At 72.7% G+C, this 15,746-nt stretch carries 15 protein-coding genes; 4 read left to right on the top strand and 11 right to left on the bottom strand.

Going from position 1 to position 15,746, the window contains the following annotated elements; translation table 11 throughout:
• Positions 1-22: 22 nt before the first annotated feature.
• The 8 genes from IQ279_RS07315 to IQ279_RS07285 form a co-directional block, all read right to left on the bottom strand.
• The gene (locus IQ279_RS07315) at positions 23-1,330 is read right to left on the bottom strand and encodes an AAA family ATPase (protein ID WP_372445090.1); all 1,308 of its coding nucleotides are present in this window, start codon (positions 1,328-1,330) and stop codon (positions 23-25) included.
• 90 nt (positions 1,331-1,420) lie between these two features.
• Positions 1,421-2,908, bottom strand: coding sequence for a hypothetical protein (locus IQ279_RS07310; protein WP_206347522.1), 1,488 nt, complete (start codon positions 2,906-2,908; stop codon positions 1,421-1,423).
• 245 nt (positions 2,909-3,153) lie between these two features.
• Positions 3,154-3,819, bottom strand: a complete 666-nt coding sequence (locus tag IQ279_RS07305) for a helix-turn-helix transcriptional regulator (RefSeq protein ID WP_206347521.1) — start codon at positions 3,817-3,819, stop codon at positions 3,154-3,156.
• A gap of 25 nt (positions 3,820-3,844) precedes the next feature.
• On the bottom strand, positions 3,845-5,014 hold the full coding sequence (locus IQ279_RS07300) for a threonine synthase (protein ID WP_206347520.1): 1,170 nt from the start codon (positions 5,012-5,014) through the stop codon (positions 3,845-3,847).
• A gap of 208 nt (positions 5,015-5,222) precedes the next feature.
• The gene (locus tag IQ279_RS07295; protein WP_307792253.1) at positions 5,223-5,408 is read right to left on the bottom strand and encodes a ribbon-helix-helix domain-containing protein; all 186 of its coding nucleotides are present in this window, start codon (positions 5,406-5,408) and stop codon (positions 5,223-5,225) included.
• A 43-nt stretch (positions 5,409-5,451) separates the two neighbouring features.
• Positions 5,452-6,384 (bottom strand): hypothetical protein, encoded by a 933-nt coding sequence (locus IQ279_RS07290; RefSeq protein WP_206347519.1) that lies wholly within the window; start codon positions 6,382-6,384, stop codon positions 5,452-5,454.
• A gap of 272 nt (positions 6,385-6,656) precedes the next feature.
• The gene (locus tag IQ279_RS27815) at positions 6,657-6,785 is read right to left on the bottom strand and encodes a DUF397 domain-containing protein (protein WP_307792266.1); all 129 of its coding nucleotides are present in this window, start codon (positions 6,783-6,785) and stop codon (positions 6,657-6,659) included.
• On the bottom strand, positions 6,748-7,659 hold the full coding sequence (locus tag IQ279_RS07285; RefSeq protein WP_206347708.1) for a helix-turn-helix domain-containing protein: 912 nt from the start codon (positions 7,657-7,659) through the stop codon (positions 6,748-6,750). Before IQ279_RS07285 ends, IQ279_RS27815 begins: the two co-directional genes overlap by 38 nt.
• 176 nt (positions 7,660-7,835) lie before the next feature.
• On the opposite strand from IQ279_RS07285, the gene IQ279_RS07280 reads away from it, so the two are divergent.
• From IQ279_RS07280 to IQ279_RS07270, 3 genes are all read left to right on the top strand, one after another.
• Positions 7,836-8,303 (top strand): ATP-binding protein, encoded by a 468-nt coding sequence (locus IQ279_RS07280; protein ID WP_206347707.1) that lies wholly within the window; start codon positions 7,836-7,838, stop codon positions 8,301-8,303.
• A gap of 16 nt (positions 8,304-8,319) precedes the next feature.
• Positions 8,320-8,826: a GNAT family N-acetyltransferase gene (locus IQ279_RS07275; protein ID WP_206347518.1), complete on the top strand. Its 507-nt coding sequence runs from the start codon at positions 8,320-8,322 to the stop codon at positions 8,824-8,826.
• A gap of 292 nt (positions 8,827-9,118) precedes the next feature.
• Positions 9,119-10,678 (top strand): RICIN domain-containing protein, encoded by a 1,560-nt coding sequence (locus tag IQ279_RS07270; protein ID WP_206347517.1) that lies wholly within the window; start codon positions 9,119-9,121, stop codon positions 10,676-10,678.
• 280 nt (positions 10,679-10,958) lie between these two features.
• On the opposite strand, the gene IQ279_RS07265 is transcribed toward IQ279_RS07270, so the two are convergent.
• Positions 10,959-11,627 carry a class I SAM-dependent methyltransferase gene (locus IQ279_RS07265; RefSeq protein ID WP_206347516.1) on the bottom strand — a complete coding sequence of 223 codons (669 nt, stop codon included), beginning with the start codon at positions 11,625-11,627 and terminating at the stop codon, positions 10,959-10,961.
• 175 nt (positions 11,628-11,802) lie between these two features.
• On the opposite strand from IQ279_RS07265, the gene IQ279_RS07260 reads away from it, so the two are divergent.
• Entirely contained in the window at positions 11,803-12,447 is a 645-nt protein-coding gene (locus tag IQ279_RS07260) for a CBS domain-containing protein (protein ID WP_206347515.1), read from the top strand.
• A gap of 944 nt (positions 12,448-13,391) precedes the next feature.
• Here the strand turns inward: IQ279_RS07260 and IQ279_RS07255 are convergent.
• Positions 13,392-15,251, bottom strand: a complete 1,860-nt coding sequence (locus IQ279_RS07255) for an AMP-dependent synthetase/ligase (protein WP_206347514.1) — start codon at positions 15,249-15,251, stop codon at positions 13,392-13,394.
• Between the two features lie 284 nt (positions 15,252-15,535).
• Positions 15,536-15,746 (bottom strand): carbohydrate-binding protein (locus IQ279_RS07250; protein WP_372445089.1); only part of this gene is annotated, 211 nt, incomplete at its 5' end.

Here is a 15,746-nt window from a genome sequence, read left to right as displayed (position 1 = left end):
AGCGGACGCTTCGCGTTCCTTGTCATCGGCCCGCCTCCGCCGTACGCCCGGCCCCGGCCGCCGCCCGTTCCGCCACCCGCACCACCGACCGCTCCGCCCGCCGGGCCAGGCCGACCACCCCGGTCAGCCGCTCCACCGCCTCCGGCACCTCCCAGTCGTCGCGCCGCAGCGCGGCCAGCGTCTTCGCCGGGGCGACCAGCAGATCCGGGGCACCGGTCTCCATCGCCCGCACCAGCACCGCCCAGCCCGCCTCCCAGCGTTCCCGCTCCGGCCGCGCCCCCACGGCCGCCACCACCGCGTCCAGTGCCGCCTGGCGCAGATCGCCCCGCTCCGGCAGTTCGGCGGCGGCCGGATCGGCCAGCAGTGACTCGGGGTCCGGCAGCTCCATCCGGTCCAGGTGGGCCAGGAGTTCGAGCCCCGGTCCGTCCCCCACCGCGCCCCGCACCAGCAGCGCCAGCACCTCCCGGGAGGCGGAGGCCGCCGTGCCGAAGGCCAGCAAGGTCAGCGCCGCCTCCCAGCTCCGGGGCGAGGGCCAGGCGCCGCCGCGCCGCGTCTCGCTGTTCGGCAGCCGGTGGACCAGCGTCGGCCGGGCCTCCAGGAAGCCGCAGACCGCGCGCCGGGCGAAGGCCACCGCCTCCGGCAGCCGCTCCGGCGCAAGCCGGGGCAGCTCGGCCCGGGGCCAGACCCCGCCCAGCCCGCGCACCACCACCTCCCGGTCGTGCGTCCAGTGCAGATGCACGAAACGGTTGGCCAGCGGCGCGCTCAGATCCCATCCGTCCGCCGCCGACGCGGGCGGATTGGCGGCCGCCACGATCCGGACCCCCGGCGGCAGCCGCAGCGCACCGACCCTCCGCTCCAGGACGACCCGCAGCAGCGCGGCCTGGACCGCCGGGGTGGCGGTGGAGAGCTCGTCCAGGAAGAGCAGCCCCCGCCCGGCCCGCACGAGTTCCACGGCCCACTGCGGCGGCGCCATCGGTACCCCCTGTACGGCCGGGTCGTCGCCCACGACGGGCAGTCCGGAGAAGTCGGACGGCTCGTGGACGCTGGCGATCACGGTCGTCAGTGGCAGGTCGAGGGAGGCTGCGAGTTGCGTCAGGGCCGCGGTCTTGCCGATGCCCGGCTCCCCCCAGAGCAGTACGGGCAGATCGGCCGCGACGGCCAGGGTGAGCGCTTCGAGCCGCTCGTCGGCGCGCGGTTCGGTGGTGGTCGCTCGCAGCATGGACAGCAGATCGTCGGCCACGGCGAGACGGGCGCCGGTTACGCGGTCGGCGTCGCCGGCACCGTCGGCCGGGGGAGCGGTGGGCAGGAAGGTGCTGGAGGACATGGGCATCACCTGGTTCGGGACAGGGGGCGGGACGGCCCGCCCCGGACGTGTTGGGGAGTGCTGCGCGGGTGAAGGGACTCCGGCGGGAACGGCCGGTCAGCGGGTCAGGGTGGTGCGGGGACGGGCTCGATCGGCTCGCTTGCGGCGGATCGCGGGAGGTGTGTGGCGGTTCAGCCGGGGGCGGCGGCCCGCCCCCGTACCGGCGGCTTCCGTACCGGCGGCGGGGTGCACGGCGACCAGCCCCGCGCGGAAGAGACCGTGGTCGATGCGGCGTGCCGCGGCCGACCTCAGCTCCTCCCGCAGCGGCCCGTCGCGCAGGACCGCACCGGGGCCGAGCAGTCCCTCGACGACGGCCAGCGCCCCGGCCACGTCACCGTGGCGCAGCCGCTCCCGCACCGCGGGCAGCTCCTGAGGGCTGCGGTGCACCGCGTCGATCGCCCGCAGGCAGGGCAGCGGCGGCCCGCCGAGCACCACCAGCAGCTCCTCGCGCCGCAGTTGGGCCGGATCGTGGTCGACCGCCGTCAGCCCCCCGTCCCGCAGCGCGATTCGGTGGACCTCGCCCCGGCACTCCACCCGGTGCGGATCACCGGGCCCGGCAGCGGCACCGGCCACCGAAGCCGGACCGGACGCGGATGCCGCACCGACCATGGGCGCCGCACCGGACTCCGCCAGCGCCGCGGCGACGAGCGGATGCAGCCGACCGGGCGCGACCAGCCCGGCCCGCAGCAGCTCCAGGTCCGGAAGGACCCGGGCCGCCGCCTCCGGCAGCACCGGAAGCGCCGCGACCTCCTGCGGCGGCAACGACTCCCGCAGCGGCCGGAGGGCCGGGACATGGCTGTCGTCGGGGGCGAAGAGTTCGAGCACGGCGCGGCTGCGCGCACCGAGCCGCACAGTGAACGCACCGCGAGATCGCCCCTCGGCCCGCAGCAGCAACTCCGCCTCGGCGGCCCAACGACCCACCGCCCAAGGGGAGTCGGGAGCGGAGGGCCCACCGGGCGAGCACGGCTCCACGGACGGCGCTCCGCCCGCTCCCAACGCACCGTCCGCACCGCAGCGCCGCGCCAGTTCGGTACTCCGCCCGGCGTCCCACAGGTGCCGGTGCAGGTCGAGCAGGAAACGCCGGTCGGGATGCGGATGCGGATGGTGTCCGGAAGGGCCGCTCCCGGGCCCCTCCCACAGGGCCAGGGACATCCGCTGCCCGGCGTCCGCCCAGGCCGGAGGCGTCCGCACCACCAGGTGCGGCGACGCGGCGCCGGAAGCCGGGTAGCGGGCCAGGCAGACGGTCAGGCCGGGCCGCAGCCGCCCGTCGGGGGCGATCCGGGGCATGTGCCAGCGCAGCAGATCCGGCGCCAGCCGGAGCAGATCCGCACGGAGACGGGTGACGAGTTCGGTGCCGTGGCGCTCGCGCACGGCGCGAAGATCGAGATCGACGTCGATACGGGCGGCGGCGCAGGCCCCCGCCCAGTCACCGGCCGCACGCCGCGCGGTCGCGGTCTCGATCATGGACGGTGGCACGGCGTACTCGCGTACGCGCCGCCACATCAGCAGGCGGGACGGAATCCTGTTCACGAGGTGATGTGCCATCAGCACTCACCTTGCGGACACGATTCCCCCAATCCACGAGAGGAGAAGTTCTTCATCGGCGGCATCGTAACCACACCGGCGACGATCTGTCAGTCCCCATTGCCGTCACGGGCGGCGGAGCACCGCGGTTCGCGCGGGAGCCGCCAAGTCCCGGACGACCTCGCCGGACTTGGAGGCCCCGGCCCGCTCGAAGACGGCGGTTTCCCCGGTCATGACAGGGTTGTTCCGGCGGGTGCCCGGGGTGGCTACTTCGTGTAGTTGTAGACGGTCGCCCGGGAGACGCCGAGCCGGTCGGCGATGAGCTGTGCGGAACTCCGGGTCTCGAAGAACCCCTCGCGATGCAACCGCCGGACCAGTTCGCGCTTCTGGTCGCGGTTGAGGCCGCGGGGGGTGCTGGAGCGTTCGGCGGCGAAGGAGTCGATGGCCGACCGGAGTTCACGTCCGGTGCGGTCGCGCAGCGTCTCCAGGACCTCACCTCGGTGCTCGGCGTCCGTGGCGACGAGGTTGGCCAGGGTGATCGCCAGCGGGGACAGCGTGCTGACGTCCAGGTTCAGGCAGAGGGCCGCGACGTAACGCCCATCGGCGTTCTTGATGCCGATCGAGGTGCTCTTGGCCGGGCGTCCGTCGGGGAACCGGTTGCTGTAGTTCTGGATGACGCTGGGGTAGTCGGGGTCCGCGATGCGGCGCAGCCCCAGCTCGGTGGCGGAGTCGCCGACCCGCCGCCCGGACAGGTTGTTCTCGATGACGCGGATGGCGCTGTCGGGCCGGCGCAGGTCGTGCAGGACGACTTCGCACAGGCCCGGGAACATGCGCCCGATGGCGACGGCGATGCGCTCGGCTTCCCGTACGAGGTGCTCGTCCTCCTGTACGGGGTGTTCGTCGGTGGGATCGTCCTGGGAGGGGTGTGCCATCGCGCTGTCCTTTCCCGGCACGGGCTCAGTCGGCGGCTCGGTCGGCGGGCCCGGCGAACACCGAGGCCATCTTCTCGGCGGACTTCAGCCCCGCACCGGTGAGCACGACCACGGTGGTCTCGCCCGACGCGATGTCGCCCGTCGCGATGAAGTGGTCGAGGGCCGCCGCGGCGACGCTACTGGTCGGCTCGGCGTACAGCCCTCGCGAGCTCAGTGAGCGGATCGCGGCGTGGATCTCCGCTTCCGGGACGGCATAGGCGGCGCCGCCGGAGCGGCGGACGGCCTCCACCGCCTCGGGCAGCCGCACCGGGTGGGCGATGGACGCGCCCTCGGCGATCGTCGGTATCCGCTCGCCGCGCTGAGCCGGGTCGATGCCGTTGAACGTGTCGGCGATGGTCGCCCAGTGCTCGGGCTGCCCGACGAACAGGCGCGGGCGCCTGTCGATCTGGCCGGCGTCGAGCAACTCGCCGAAGGCGATGTCGCACCCGATGATGTTGCTGCCCGCTCCGGCCACCAGGACGATGTTGTCGGGTGCGGTGAAGCCGAGGGACTCCCACATCTCGTAGGCGATGGTCTTGGTGCCTTGGATGAACATGGGGTGCCAGTTGTGGCTGGCGTAGGGGATCCGCTCCGACTGGCGGATCGCCTCGTCCGAGACCTCGTCGCGGGTGCCGGCCACGAGCTCGATCTCGGCCCCGTAGGCACGGGCCTGGAGGATCTTGGCCTCCGAGGTGGCGGCGGGAACGATGATCTTGGCGCGGATGCCGGCAGCGGCGGCGTAGGCGGCCACCGCGGAACCGCCGTTGCCCGAACTGTCCTCCAGTACGCGGTCGGCGCCGTGCGCCGCGAGGTGGGACACCATCACCGACACGCCCCGGTCCTTGAAGCTGGAGGTCGGGTTGAACCACTCCAGCTTGAAGTGGACGCGCCGACCGTCCCAGTCGAGCGGGATCATCGGCGTGCATCCTTCGCCCAGGCTCACCCGGCGGGCGGCCGGGACGGGCAGGGCCGCGTGGTAGCGCCACAGGGACCGTTCGGCGGTGTCGATCTGCTCGGGACGCAGGCCCGGCAGCGGGCTGACGGCGAGGGGGCTGCCGTCCTCGCCCCGCCAGCGGGGGTCGTCCAGGGAGTAGTGCTTTCCGGACCGGTCGTACAGGCCGGATGCGGTGACGGCTGAGTGCTGTTCGGCGTTCATGGACGGTTCCGGCCTCTCCTCGCTCGACGTGCCGTCACCGGGCCCCGCGACCCGGCAGGCACCCTGCCACTCTCGTACTGGATCGATATTCCAAATGTGTACATCGAGTCTAATCGCTCGTCGGCGCGCCGCACCGCACCGACCTGGAACGCGCTCGCCGACTCCGCCGAGGCCGTTCCGCCCTCGGCGGCCGAAGCGGTGACCACCCCTACGGGCTCACGCTCACACCGGCACGGGTCAGGACCTCGTCGACCGGCTCCCGGAGCCGGTCCCGCTCCCGCTCCAGGCGCGGCGCCTCGCTGAAGTACGCGGACAGGCCGCGCTCGGTCACTTCGGAGCGGATCTCCTCCAGGAGGTCCTCCGGGATCGTCACGGTGACCTTCTTGGTTGCCATGCGCGACACCATGCTCATGGTGTCGCTCCCCATGCTCGATGAATCAGCAGGCCGCACGGAGCGACTCCTGCTCCATGCGGCAGTCGCGGCACAACTGGCCGGGCCGGGCCGCGCGGATGGCGCGTTCGCAGCCGTCGCAGGTCTGGAGGGGCAGGACGGCGGGCTTGGCGGGCGGCGGGGCCGAGGCGGGTGCGGGCAGGGGCAGATCGCCGAGGCGGAAGGCCAGGATGCGGGCCGGGCGGGCCAGGAAGCGTTCGGGCAGGCCGGCGGTGAGCGTCTCGGTGATCCGGGCGGGGGACACGCCCGCCGCGAGCCACCGGGCCACATCCGGGGCGAGCCGGGCGGCCTCGCTCTCGGAGAGGATCAGCCGGGGGTCGGCGTTGCGGAGACAGGCCAGGACCCGTACCGCGTCCGGATCGGCCTCGCCGAGCGGAGCGGGCTGGGCGGACGGTGTCTGCGGCGACCGCACCACGGCCGGGAGCGGGTCCGGGGGAGCGGCGGCCGGAGCCGGGGCAGGCGGCAGGGGCGCCGGGTCGGAGGCCGTACGCGGAGCCGGTACCGGCACGCGGACGGCTGCGGGACGGGACCGGCGGCCGGGCGGCGGCGTGGAATCCGGGTCGTCGTCGCCCGGCGGTACGTCGTGGAAGTAAGTGCGGGTACGGACCCGGCCGTCCGGCCCGCGCTCGCGCCGCCGCTCCAGGTGCCCGGACGCCTCCAGCTCCCGCAGAGCGCGGGAGATCAGGATCTCGCCCTCGGAGAAGTGCTCGCACAGCGCGGTGATGCTCACCGGGGCGCCGTCCGGCAGGGATGCGATGTACGCCGCGACCCCGACGGTGACCGCGCTGCCGGGCCGCTGGGCGAGGACGTTGGCGAGAACGGTGAAGTTGGCGTTGAGGCGGGTGCGTACGTGGATCACGCCGGATGTCGGTGCACCGGCGCGGGCGCGTGAGCGCGCGCTAAACTGCGAGTCAGCCATCGGGAAGGTCTCTGCTTCCTGATCGGTGAGGCCCTCGGACCGGGATGGCAGTCCCGACCGGGGGCCGCAACTTTTTGCGGTTGTCGCGATGAACGTAACCACCCGCTTTTCAAACCCGCAAGCTCGTCACCCGTACGGGTGACGAGGGGAAAGGGTGGGTGGGTGGGAGGTTCTTTCTCCCGGTTCTTTAAGGGAGTCCGTGGCCCGCCGGACCCTCGTGGGCGAGGGCCCGGCGGGCCCGGGGAGCCGACGCACACCGGCCCCCGGATCGCTCAGGCGCGGCTGTCGGCCTTCAACTCGCTTATGAGGGAAGCCCAGGACGCCGACGGGAACGCCAGCACCGGCCCGTGCGGGGCCTTGCTGTCACGGACGGGGACGATGCCGGGGAAGCCGTCGGCCACCTCCACGCAGTTGCCACCCTCCTGGTTGCTGTAGCTGCTCCTGCGCCACTCGGCGCCGCTGAGATCGGGACGGGACACTCGCTTCACGGTTGTCCTCCAGCGCGGATCGGATCATGTCGAGCGACATGAGCGGGGGCAGGGCTGCCGCCCGCAGCCGATCGTATGTCTCCCTGTACGGCCTGACCTCCGACGGTTCCTCGACGAGTTGGCCGTAGTCGGCGCCTTCCGTGTAGACCGTCTCCGAGCCGTCCGGCATCGTCAGCAGGGTCAGGGAACCGCCCAGCGCACCATGCTCGCCCTGGTCGAACGGCAGCACCTGCACGGTGATGTGACGCTCCTCGGCCGCTTCGAGGAGGCTCGCCAACTGGTCCCGCATGACGGCGCGGCCTCCGATCGGACGCCGCAGCACCGACTTGTCCAGGATCACCCACAGTTCGGGATGGCCCGGTGACCAGAGTCGTGCCTGCCGCCCGATCCGGGCCGCGACGCGTTCCTCCAACTGCTCCTTGCCGCTGAGCGTCCGGCCGACGCTCAGCAGGGCTCGCGCGTAGTCCTCGGTCTGGAGCAGGCCGGGCACCACATGCGCCGCGTACTCGCAGATGGACACCGCTCGTTCCGCGTACTCCATGAACCTGCGCGACCAGTCCGGGAACGTCTCGCGGTAGACGTACGGCCACAAGTCGACCAGCAGGTCGTCCGCTGCGAGGGCGTCGTCCAGCGTGCGTGCCAGTTCAAGCGTCGGTCTCGCCCCGGAGGCCCGCTCGACCTGGGTGATCCGGCTGGCGACCACATGCGCCTTCTCACCCAGTTCCGCCTGGGTCAGCCCGGCGGCGACACGGAGTCTGCGCACCCGCGAGCCGAACAGGGCCGCCATCGATACCCCGGGATCAATATCCTTGGCCAAAACATCACTTCCGTTTCTTACGTGCTGGAAGGTAAGGCTTCATCCCCTTCCGAGCCTAGGCTCGCCGATCGATCCTGAAGCACGGAACGTAATGATCTGCCTACGTTGCGGATCGAACGAGGAAGCGAAGGACGGCTTTCGTGCTGATGACGACGACCGCGCCCGACGAGGAACCGCAGCCGGGCGCGGCACACCCGGGCGACCCCGAATCCCTGCCGTTCACACGGCAGTTCACGTCATCCGCCAAGGGGGCTCGGCTGGCCCGGAAGCTCGCCGTGCGGCGCATGGAGGAGTGGGGGTGGCCGGCCGCGTCGGACACCTCGTGCACCGTCTCCCTGCTGGTCGGCGAGCTGGCCGCCAACGCGGTGCGGCACGGCCGCGTGCCCGGACGCGACTTCCGCCTCGCGCTCGAAGCGCGAGGGGAGGTAATCCGCATCGAGGTCTCGGACGCCTCCCCGGTCCCGCCTCCGGCCTCCCCGCCCTCACCGTCCGCCGAGGAGGAGTCGGGGCGCGGCCTGCTCCTGGTGGACATCCTCGCCACCCGCTGGGGCGCGGTCCCGCGCGACCCCGTCGGCAAGACGGTCTGGGCGGAGGTGGCGGCTCCGGGCCGCTGAAAGGGAGAATGCGTCCATGCACATCCGATCCGTGCGCCTGGACGAACTGCCCGTCCTCCAGGACATCGAGAGGGCCGCCGGGCAGTGCTTCCGGGACATCGGCATGCCGGAGATCGCCGAGGACGAGCCGCTCCCGCTCGGCGAGCTCGCCCGCTACCACGACGCCGGGTTGGCCTGGGTCGTGGCCGACGACGCTGACGTCCCGGTCGCCTACCTGATCGCCGACCGCGTCGATGGCAACCTCCACGTCGAGCAGGTCTCGGTGCACCCGGACAGCGCGCGTCGCGGTGTCGGCCGGTCGCTGCTGGACCATCTGGCGGCCCACGCCGGGAGCGAGGGGGCGCCCGCTCTGACCCTCACCACGTTCACCCAGGTCCCCTGGAACGCCCCCTACTACGCGCGCTGTGGTTTTCAAGTCATGGACGACAACCGGCTCACCCCTGGTCTGCGGAAGATCCGCGAGAGCGAAGCGGCACACGGTCTGGACCGATGGCCGCGAGCCTGCATGCGCCGGGCACTGTGACACCACGGGAATGCCGTCGCGGTCTGTTCGGGTGCTCGTCTCAGGCGCTCGCCATCCCGAGCGCGCGCCGGGCGCACAGGCGCACGCCGGAACCGCCGACTGTGACTCCGTGCGCCCCTGGCGGACCGTGCGGCGCTGAGCCCACGATGGCTCGTGGCTCGGACGCCCCGTCACCCGACGAGGCGTCACCAGTGACATAGGCAAATGACGCGAGCGAGAGGCCGGGGCGACCCGGCCTCACCCATGCCCGGGCCCGCCGACCGGCGGACCCGCGTCTTCCGGAAGGACATCCATGTTACGCCGGTCCACCGTCATGCTCCGCCTGCTGGTGCCGATGGCACTCGCCGCGGGCGTCATCGTGCCCCTCTCGGCGGGTACCGCCTCCGCCGCACAGCCGATATGCATGAGCGGCAACCTCCAGTTCGACTACCAGTCCGCCGAGGCGGGCACCCACAAGCCGACCCTGACCCGGGCCGCCCGCAACGCCTCGGTCGAGCTCTGGGGCCGGGAGAGACCGACCGATCCCATCCAGAAGCTGAACACCGGAACCAAGCTGACCGGTGGGGCCGACGGCTCGTTCAACCTCTGCCACACCCCGGTCAACACCACCTCCATGAACCGCCTGTACGTGCGTTTCGCCACCCGCAACAACCAGGTGTGGCGGGTCGCCAACGCATCCGGCACGGTCTACACCCACGACACGCCGATGCAGTCGAACGTGACGGCGAGCGTCAACCTGGGCACCGTCAAGCCCACCACGGCGAGCCGCGCCTGGCACGCCTTCGACACCGTCAACCTGCTCTGGTCGCGCCGTGTCAACTCCACCACCCCGTGCTGGACGACCGCCGAGACGAACGCCGCGACCTGCACCACGCTGACGCTGCGCTGGCAGGCCGGGTCCTCCAGCGGACCGTGGTACGACCTGTCGAACACCGTGCACCTGGCCGACGCCGACCCGGACTCCGAGCACACCGTGCTGCACGAGGCAGGCCACTTCTTCCAGCACCGGCTCTACAACGGCACGTTCCCGAACGTCATCAACTGCAACCCGCACTACATCGAGAAGGCGTCGTCCGCCACCTGTGCCTGGACCGAGGGCTTCGCCGACGCGGTGGCCGCCTACCTGCTCGGCGACGAGCGCTACGTGTGGCCGAACGGGGCGTCCTACCCGTTCACCCACGCCGCGGGCTGGCAGACCGGTGACCATGTGCAGGGCAACGTGGGCGGCTCGCTGCTCCGGCTGTGGAACCAGGTGGACGGCAGCTGGGACCGCTCCATCGCCACCCTGGCCTCGCACACGCCCTCGACGTTCGCCGACTGGTTCAAGAACGTCCGCCCGACGGCCGTGCCGCCGCTGTCCACCACCGGCGCCGCGCTGGCCGCACTGGAGACGTACGCCGTCAACTACGGCCCCACGGTGGTGGACGACAACGCCTACCACGCGCTCAGCAACGGCGGCGGAGTCGCCCTGCAGCGCGGCGGGACCTGTAGCGGCGGCATCCCGTCGGTGGCCGAGTTCGCCGCCCTGGACACCTCTCGGGCCTCGCAGCGCTGGAAGTTCACCGCCAACGGCGACGGCACCGCACGGATCTACGACAGCTGCCCGATCCCGCTCTACCTGACCGCACCGACCACCGCCGGTGGCCAGGTCTCCCTGCAGCCCCTCTACCTCGGTACCTCCAACCAGCGCTGGCAGGTGACCCAGAACGCCGTCGGCACCTACACCCTGACCAACCCGGCCACCGGCTTCGTCCTGGACGGCAACGCGACCGCGGGCCAGGCGGTCACCGCCAACACCGCTTCGGCCGGCTCGAACAGCCAGAACTGGGCGTCGGTGTTCTCCATTTCCTGATCGGGTCCGCACGGTTACGGGACAACCCTCTTCCCAGCCGCTCCCGTGTCCTGGGGAAGGCCGGAACACTCCCTGGACACGGGACCGGCAACCGTTGACCCCACCGGCTCCCGTGCCGCCGCCGACGGACCGCTCCGGGCCGTCGGCGTGCGGTGTCCGGCACACTGCGGGAGCGGTGGAGCGCCGAACGGCACGAGGCCGGTGACCCCCTCGGCCGATGACCGGGAAGCATTCGGACGGACGGCGCCGGGCGCCGGAAGACGGGCCCGGCGCCCGTGCCTCAGCCGGGGCGCCGGGCCATGACGACCACGCCGGGGCCGGTCTGCTCGTCGGCGGGGAGGCGGAGCTCGGCGACCGGGCGCAGGCCGGCCCGCTCGATCAGGCCCACGAGCTGCTCCGGCCGCCACAGGTGTGTGGTCCAGCGGACGGGGACGCCTCCGTAGGCCTCGGTGCGCGCGATGTCCTCGTCGCCGACGTGTGTCGCCGTGATGAGGTGTCCGCCCGGCTTCAGGGCGCGCGCGAACATGGCGAGGACCTGGGGGAGGACGTCGCGGGGGAGGTTGAACAGCGACCACCAGCCGAGCACGCCGCCCAGGGACGCCTCGTCGAGGTCGAGGTCGGTGGCGGAGGCGACGTCGAAGCGGCAGTGCGGGTGGAGGCGGCGCGCGTTCTCGATCATGCGGGGGGAGAGGTCGACCCCGGACACGTCGAGCCCGCGCTCGGCGAGGTAGGCGGTCACCGTTCCGGGGCCGCAGCCGACATCGAGGACGGGCCCGAGTCCGCGCACGGTGTCGGCGAGGGCGTCGATCGACGCCTTGAGCCAGGGATGGGTGCGGATGTCGCCGCATCCCGTCGTCCGGACCATGTGAACGTAGTTGTCGGCCACCCGGTCATAGGACTCACGGACCGTGTCGAGATCGGCCGGGCGGTCGATGGGGTGTAAACGCATCGGCCGAGGATAGGACAGCGCCCCTGGTCGCGGGACCACCGGCCTCCCCGCCGGGTCGAACGGCACTGGCCGCCGGAGCGGCGCGGTGTTGTCATGGGGAGGGAGGACGGCGACGGCGCGGACCGGCCGGCGAAGGTGCGGCGGTCGGCGCCGTGAAGCGGAGGAGGCCGATGCCATGCTGTACCGCCACACGGTCGGTGACGTGATGACCGAGGACGTGGTCACCTTCCGCCCCGACACGCCGCTGTCGGAGGCCGCAGCCCTGCTGGACGCCAACGACATCGTCGCGGCCCCGGTCGTCGACGACGACGGAGCCCCCGTCGGCGTCGTCTCCGCCTCCGACGTGCTGCGGCACGAGACCGGCATGCCCGATCCGCAGGGTCAGGACGGGGACGACGAGCGCTCCTGGGGCAAGGCCCGGGCCCGGACCGCGGGCGCGCTCATGAGCAGCCCCGTCTTCACCGCCCGCGCCGACTGGACCATCCCCCGGGTCGCGCGGGAACTGCGCAGGCGGCACGTCAAGCAGCTGCCGGTGGTCGACGAGGACGGGCTCCTGGCCGGCATCGTCACCCGCAGTGATCTGCTCGACGTCTTCATCCGCTCCGATGCCGAGATCCGCGAAGAGGTCGAGCAGGACGTCCTGGGGGACATCCTCGACCTGGAAGAGGACGCCGTCGCGGTCGACGTCCGGGACGGGGTCGTCACCCTGCGGGGGACCGTACCGGAAGCGCGTCTCGTCCCGGTGGTCGTGGGCCTGTGCCAGGGCGTCGACGGGGTCGCGGCGGTGGAGGCCCGCCTCGCCGCCGCCCGGGCGGGCTGAGCGCCGCGCCCCGGGAGGGCCGCGGGGTTGGAGAGCCGGGCGGAGCTCAGGACGAGTCGGCGGGGGATCGTGGTGCCGCTGAGGTTGACCATGCCGCGGGCGCGCAGCCGGGCGGCGCGCAGATCGGTGCCGACCGACAGGGGCTCGGCCTCCAGGGCGAGGCCGCCCGGGTCGTGCAGTTCGGCGTCGTCGAGGTTCACCAGTCCGCCGACGGTGGCGCTGTCCATCCGCACCCGGCCGTGTGCGGTGAGCCCTATTGCCCAGACATCGGTGCCGACCGTCGCGTGGTCGAGCTGGAGGACCGGTTCCGGCCGTTCCCCGGAGCCCTCCCGGTCCGGGCCCGGTGGCGGGTCGCCCTGCGCTCCGAGGGCGCCCAGCACCGCGCCGTCGAGGAAGAGCGCCCCGGACAGCTGTGCCCCCGCGAGCCGTACGGGGCCGGTGATCCGGCAGCCGGTCATCCGCAGCACGATGTCGACGCGGAGGGCCCCGGCGGTGAGGCCGGGGAGCACCGAGTCGGTCAGGACGAGGGCGCGGACCTGCGCCCCGTACAGGTTCGGCGGCCGCTCGAAGTGGCAGGACCGCAGCCGTACGGCGTGCTCGACCGTCCCGTACATGAGGTCCAGCCGGCCGGTGATGCGGGCGCCGGTCAGCTTCAGGCCGGGCACCTCGCCGCCGGTGGCGGGGCCGTCGAGCAGCGGTGCCCGCAGGACCTCGGCGCGGATCGTGCGATCGGGGCCCCAGGAAGCGCCGTCCGCCGGATCGTCGTCCGCGCTCTCGCGCAGGTCGACGCCCTCGTTGAGCGGGAAGGCCCGCCACACGCGGAGCTCGGCCGGGGTGAGGTCGGTGGTCTCCACCCGGCGGGGGGTTTCGCGGCTCCGTCGGGGGCGTCAACTCCGTTTATGGAGAGAGTCGTTCGAGGTCACGGTATGACTCGGGCGCCGGACTCAGGAGGAGTAGAGGGCGTCGATCTCCGCCTCGTACATCTTCGCGATCGCCGCCCGCCGCATCTTCAGCGACGGTGTGACCAGCCCCTCCCGCATGCTGAACTCCGCAGGCAGGATCCGGAAGGCCCGGATGGACTCCGCGCGGGAGACCGCGTTGTTCGCCTGGGACACCGCACGCTGGACCTCCGCGTGCAACTCCTCGTCGCGCAGGACCTCACGGGGGGACAGCGGCTCCCGCTCGCGCAGCCGGAACCACTGTTCCAGCGCCTCGGGGTCGAGGGTGACCAGCGCCGCGACGTAAGGGCGGTCGTCGCCCACGACCAGGCACTGGGAGATCAGCGGATGGGCGCGGACGCGGTCCTCCAGGACCTGCGGGGCGACGCTCTTGCCGCCGCTGGTGATGATGATGTCCTTCTTGCGCCCGGTGATGACCAGATAGCCCTCGTCGTCCAGGTGGCCGACGTCCCCGGTGGCGAACCAGCCGTCCCGCAGCACCCCGGCGGTCGCCTCGGGGTTGTTGAGGTAGCCGGCGAAGACGACGTCGCCGTGCACCCAGATCTCCCCGTCGCGGGCGATGTGGATCGAGTGGCCCGGCATTGGGCGGCCCACCGTGCCGAACTTGACGCGGCCCATCGGCTGGCCGGTCACCGCCGCGGTGGTCTCGGTCAGCCCGTAGCCGTCGTAGACCGTGATCCCGGCGCCGGCGAAGATCAGGCCGAGTTCGCGGCGCAGTGTGGAGCCGCCCGAGACAGCGTACCGCACCCGCCCGCCCAGCACCGCCCGCAGCTTCCGGTACACGGTGCGCTCGAAGACCGCGTGCGAGGCCCTGAGCACCGCACCGGGGCCGGGGCCCGTGCCGGCGTCGCGCCGCTCCACGGCCTCGGCGTAGCGCACCGCGACGTCCATCGCCCGGTCGAACACCTCGCCCTTGCCGGCCTCCAGGGCGGCCTGCCGGGCCTTGCGGTAGATCTTCTCGAAGACGTAGGGCACGGCGAAGACGAACGTCGGCCTGAAGGACGCGAGCGCGGGCAGCAGCTCGGCGGGCGCGATCTCGGGCTGGTGGCCCAGGAGTACGCCGTTGCGGACGCAGAAGACCTGCACCATCAGGCCGTAGATGTGGGACAGCGGCAGGAAGGCGAGGATGGCGGGCCGCTCGCCCTGCGCGGCGATGAGCCCGGGCCAGCCGGCGAGCAGGATGTCGCACTCGGCCGCGAGGTTGGCGTGGGTGATCACGCAGCCCTTGGGGCGGCCGGTGGTGCCGGAGGTGTAGGTGACGGCGGCGACCGAGCGCGGTGTCACCGCCAGGCGGTGGCGGTCCACCAGATCGTCGGGAACGCCGCGCCCCAGCTCGGTCAGCTCCCGCAGGCAGCCGGTGTCGAGCTGCCAGATGCGGCGCAGCGACGGCGCCGCGTCGCACACCGAGCCCACCGTCATGGCGTGCTCCTCGTGCTCGACGACGACCGCCGCCACCTGCGCGTCGGCCAGGATCCAGCGCACCTGCTCGGCGGAGGAGGTGGGGTAGACGGGCACGACCTGGGCGCCGATCGTCCACAGCGCGTAGCTGAACAGCGTCCACTCGTAGCGGGTGCGGGCCATCACCGCGACCCGGTCGTCGAACCGTATGCCGTCGGCCAGCAGGCCCTTGGCCAGGGCCCTCACCTCGTCGCGGAAGGCGGCGGCGGTGACGGTGGCCCACTCACCGCCGGCCGGATCACCGCCGGCCGGATCACCGCCCGCGGGGTCCGCACGGCGGGCGAGCTGCGCGAAGTGCGGGTCGCGTTCGGCCAGTTCGTGGACCGAGTCCGCCAGCCCTCCCTTCCGCATCGGCTCCACCACTGGCGGAAGGCTGAAATCGCGCACGGCACCCCCATCACCGAACTCTGCCGCATCGCGTTCCGGGCGGCAGGGGGCGAAAAATACCGATGAACGCGCCCGTTGCCCAGGGCTTGATCAAAAACCGTTCTCCTGTGCGACTCCTCCGGGCGGACCGGACCCCGGCCTCGCGACGGCGCGCGGCGCACGACCGCGGCCGGAGGGCGCTCCCCCCATGGGACGCCCTCCGGCCTGGTGCCGCCCGCGCACCCGGGCGGCACGCGGCTGTGGTCAGGAACGGGATCGGACTCCGGCTCGAGTCAGGACGGTGCTCACACCCGCTGCCACAGCGCCGGGGTGTTCGGCGGCTCCCAGCCCGGTTGCGCCTGGTGGCCCTGGAGGCAGCGGTAGGTCGCGCCCCCGTAGGTCACCTGGTCGCCGGCCGAGTAGACGGTGCCGGCCTGCCAGGTGCCGCCCGGCGGGTCGGTGGGCGGGTCGGTGGGGTCGGGGTCGGGGCCGCCGCCGGTGGTCTTCAGCGTCAGG

This window comes from Streptomyces verrucosisporus (assembly GCF_017114865.1).
GTDB classification, from domain to species: Bacteria; Actinomycetota; Actinomycetes; order Streptomycetales; family Streptomycetaceae; genus Streptomyces; species Streptomyces fenghuangensis.
The sequence above is the reverse complement of the archived record's forward strand: the minus strand, read 5'-3'. Positions and strand labels throughout refer to the sequence as shown.

Coding starts and splice junctions, on each gene's coding strand:
- IQ279_RS07315 (WP_372445090.1), bottom strand. CDS start 1,330: ATGCCCATGTCCTCCAGCACCTTCCTGCCCACCGCTCCCCCGGCCGAC.
- IQ279_RS07310 (WP_206347522.1), bottom strand. CDS start 2,908: ATGGCACATCACCTCGTGAACAGGATTCCGTCCCGCCTGCTGATGTGG.
- IQ279_RS07305 (WP_206347521.1), bottom strand. CDS start 3,819: ATGGCACACCCCTCCCAGGACGATCCCACCGACGAACACCCCGTACAG.
- IQ279_RS07300 (WP_206347520.1), bottom strand. CDS start 5,014: ATGAACGCCGAACAGCACTCAGCCGTCACCGCATCCGGCCTGTACGAC.
- IQ279_RS07295 (WP_307792253.1), bottom strand. CDS start 5,408: ATGGCAACCAAGAAGGTCACCGTGACGATCCCGGAGGACCTCCTGGAG.
- IQ279_RS07290 (WP_206347519.1), bottom strand. CDS start 6,384: ATGGCTGACTCGCAGTTTAGCGCGCGCTCACGCGCCCGCGCCGGTGCA.
- IQ279_RS07285 (WP_206347708.1), bottom strand. CDS start 7,659: ATGGCGGCCCTGTTCGGCTCGCGGGTGCGCAGACTCCGTGTCGCCGCC.
- IQ279_RS07280 (WP_206347707.1), top strand. CDS start 7,836: ATGACGACGACCGCGCCCGACGAGGAACCGCAGCCGGGCGCGGCACAC.
- IQ279_RS07275 (WP_206347518.1), top strand. CDS start 8,320: ATGCACATCCGATCCGTGCGCCTGGACGAACTGCCCGTCCTCCAGGAC.
- IQ279_RS07270 (WP_206347517.1), top strand. CDS start 9,119: ATGTTACGCCGGTCCACCGTCATGCTCCGCCTGCTGGTGCCGATGGCA.
- IQ279_RS07265 (WP_206347516.1), bottom strand. CDS start 11,627: ATGCGTTTACACCCCATCGACCGCCCGGCCGATCTCGACACGGTCCGT.
- IQ279_RS07260 (WP_206347515.1), top strand. CDS start 11,803: ATGCTGTACCGCCACACGGTCGGTGACGTGATGACCGAGGACGTGGTC.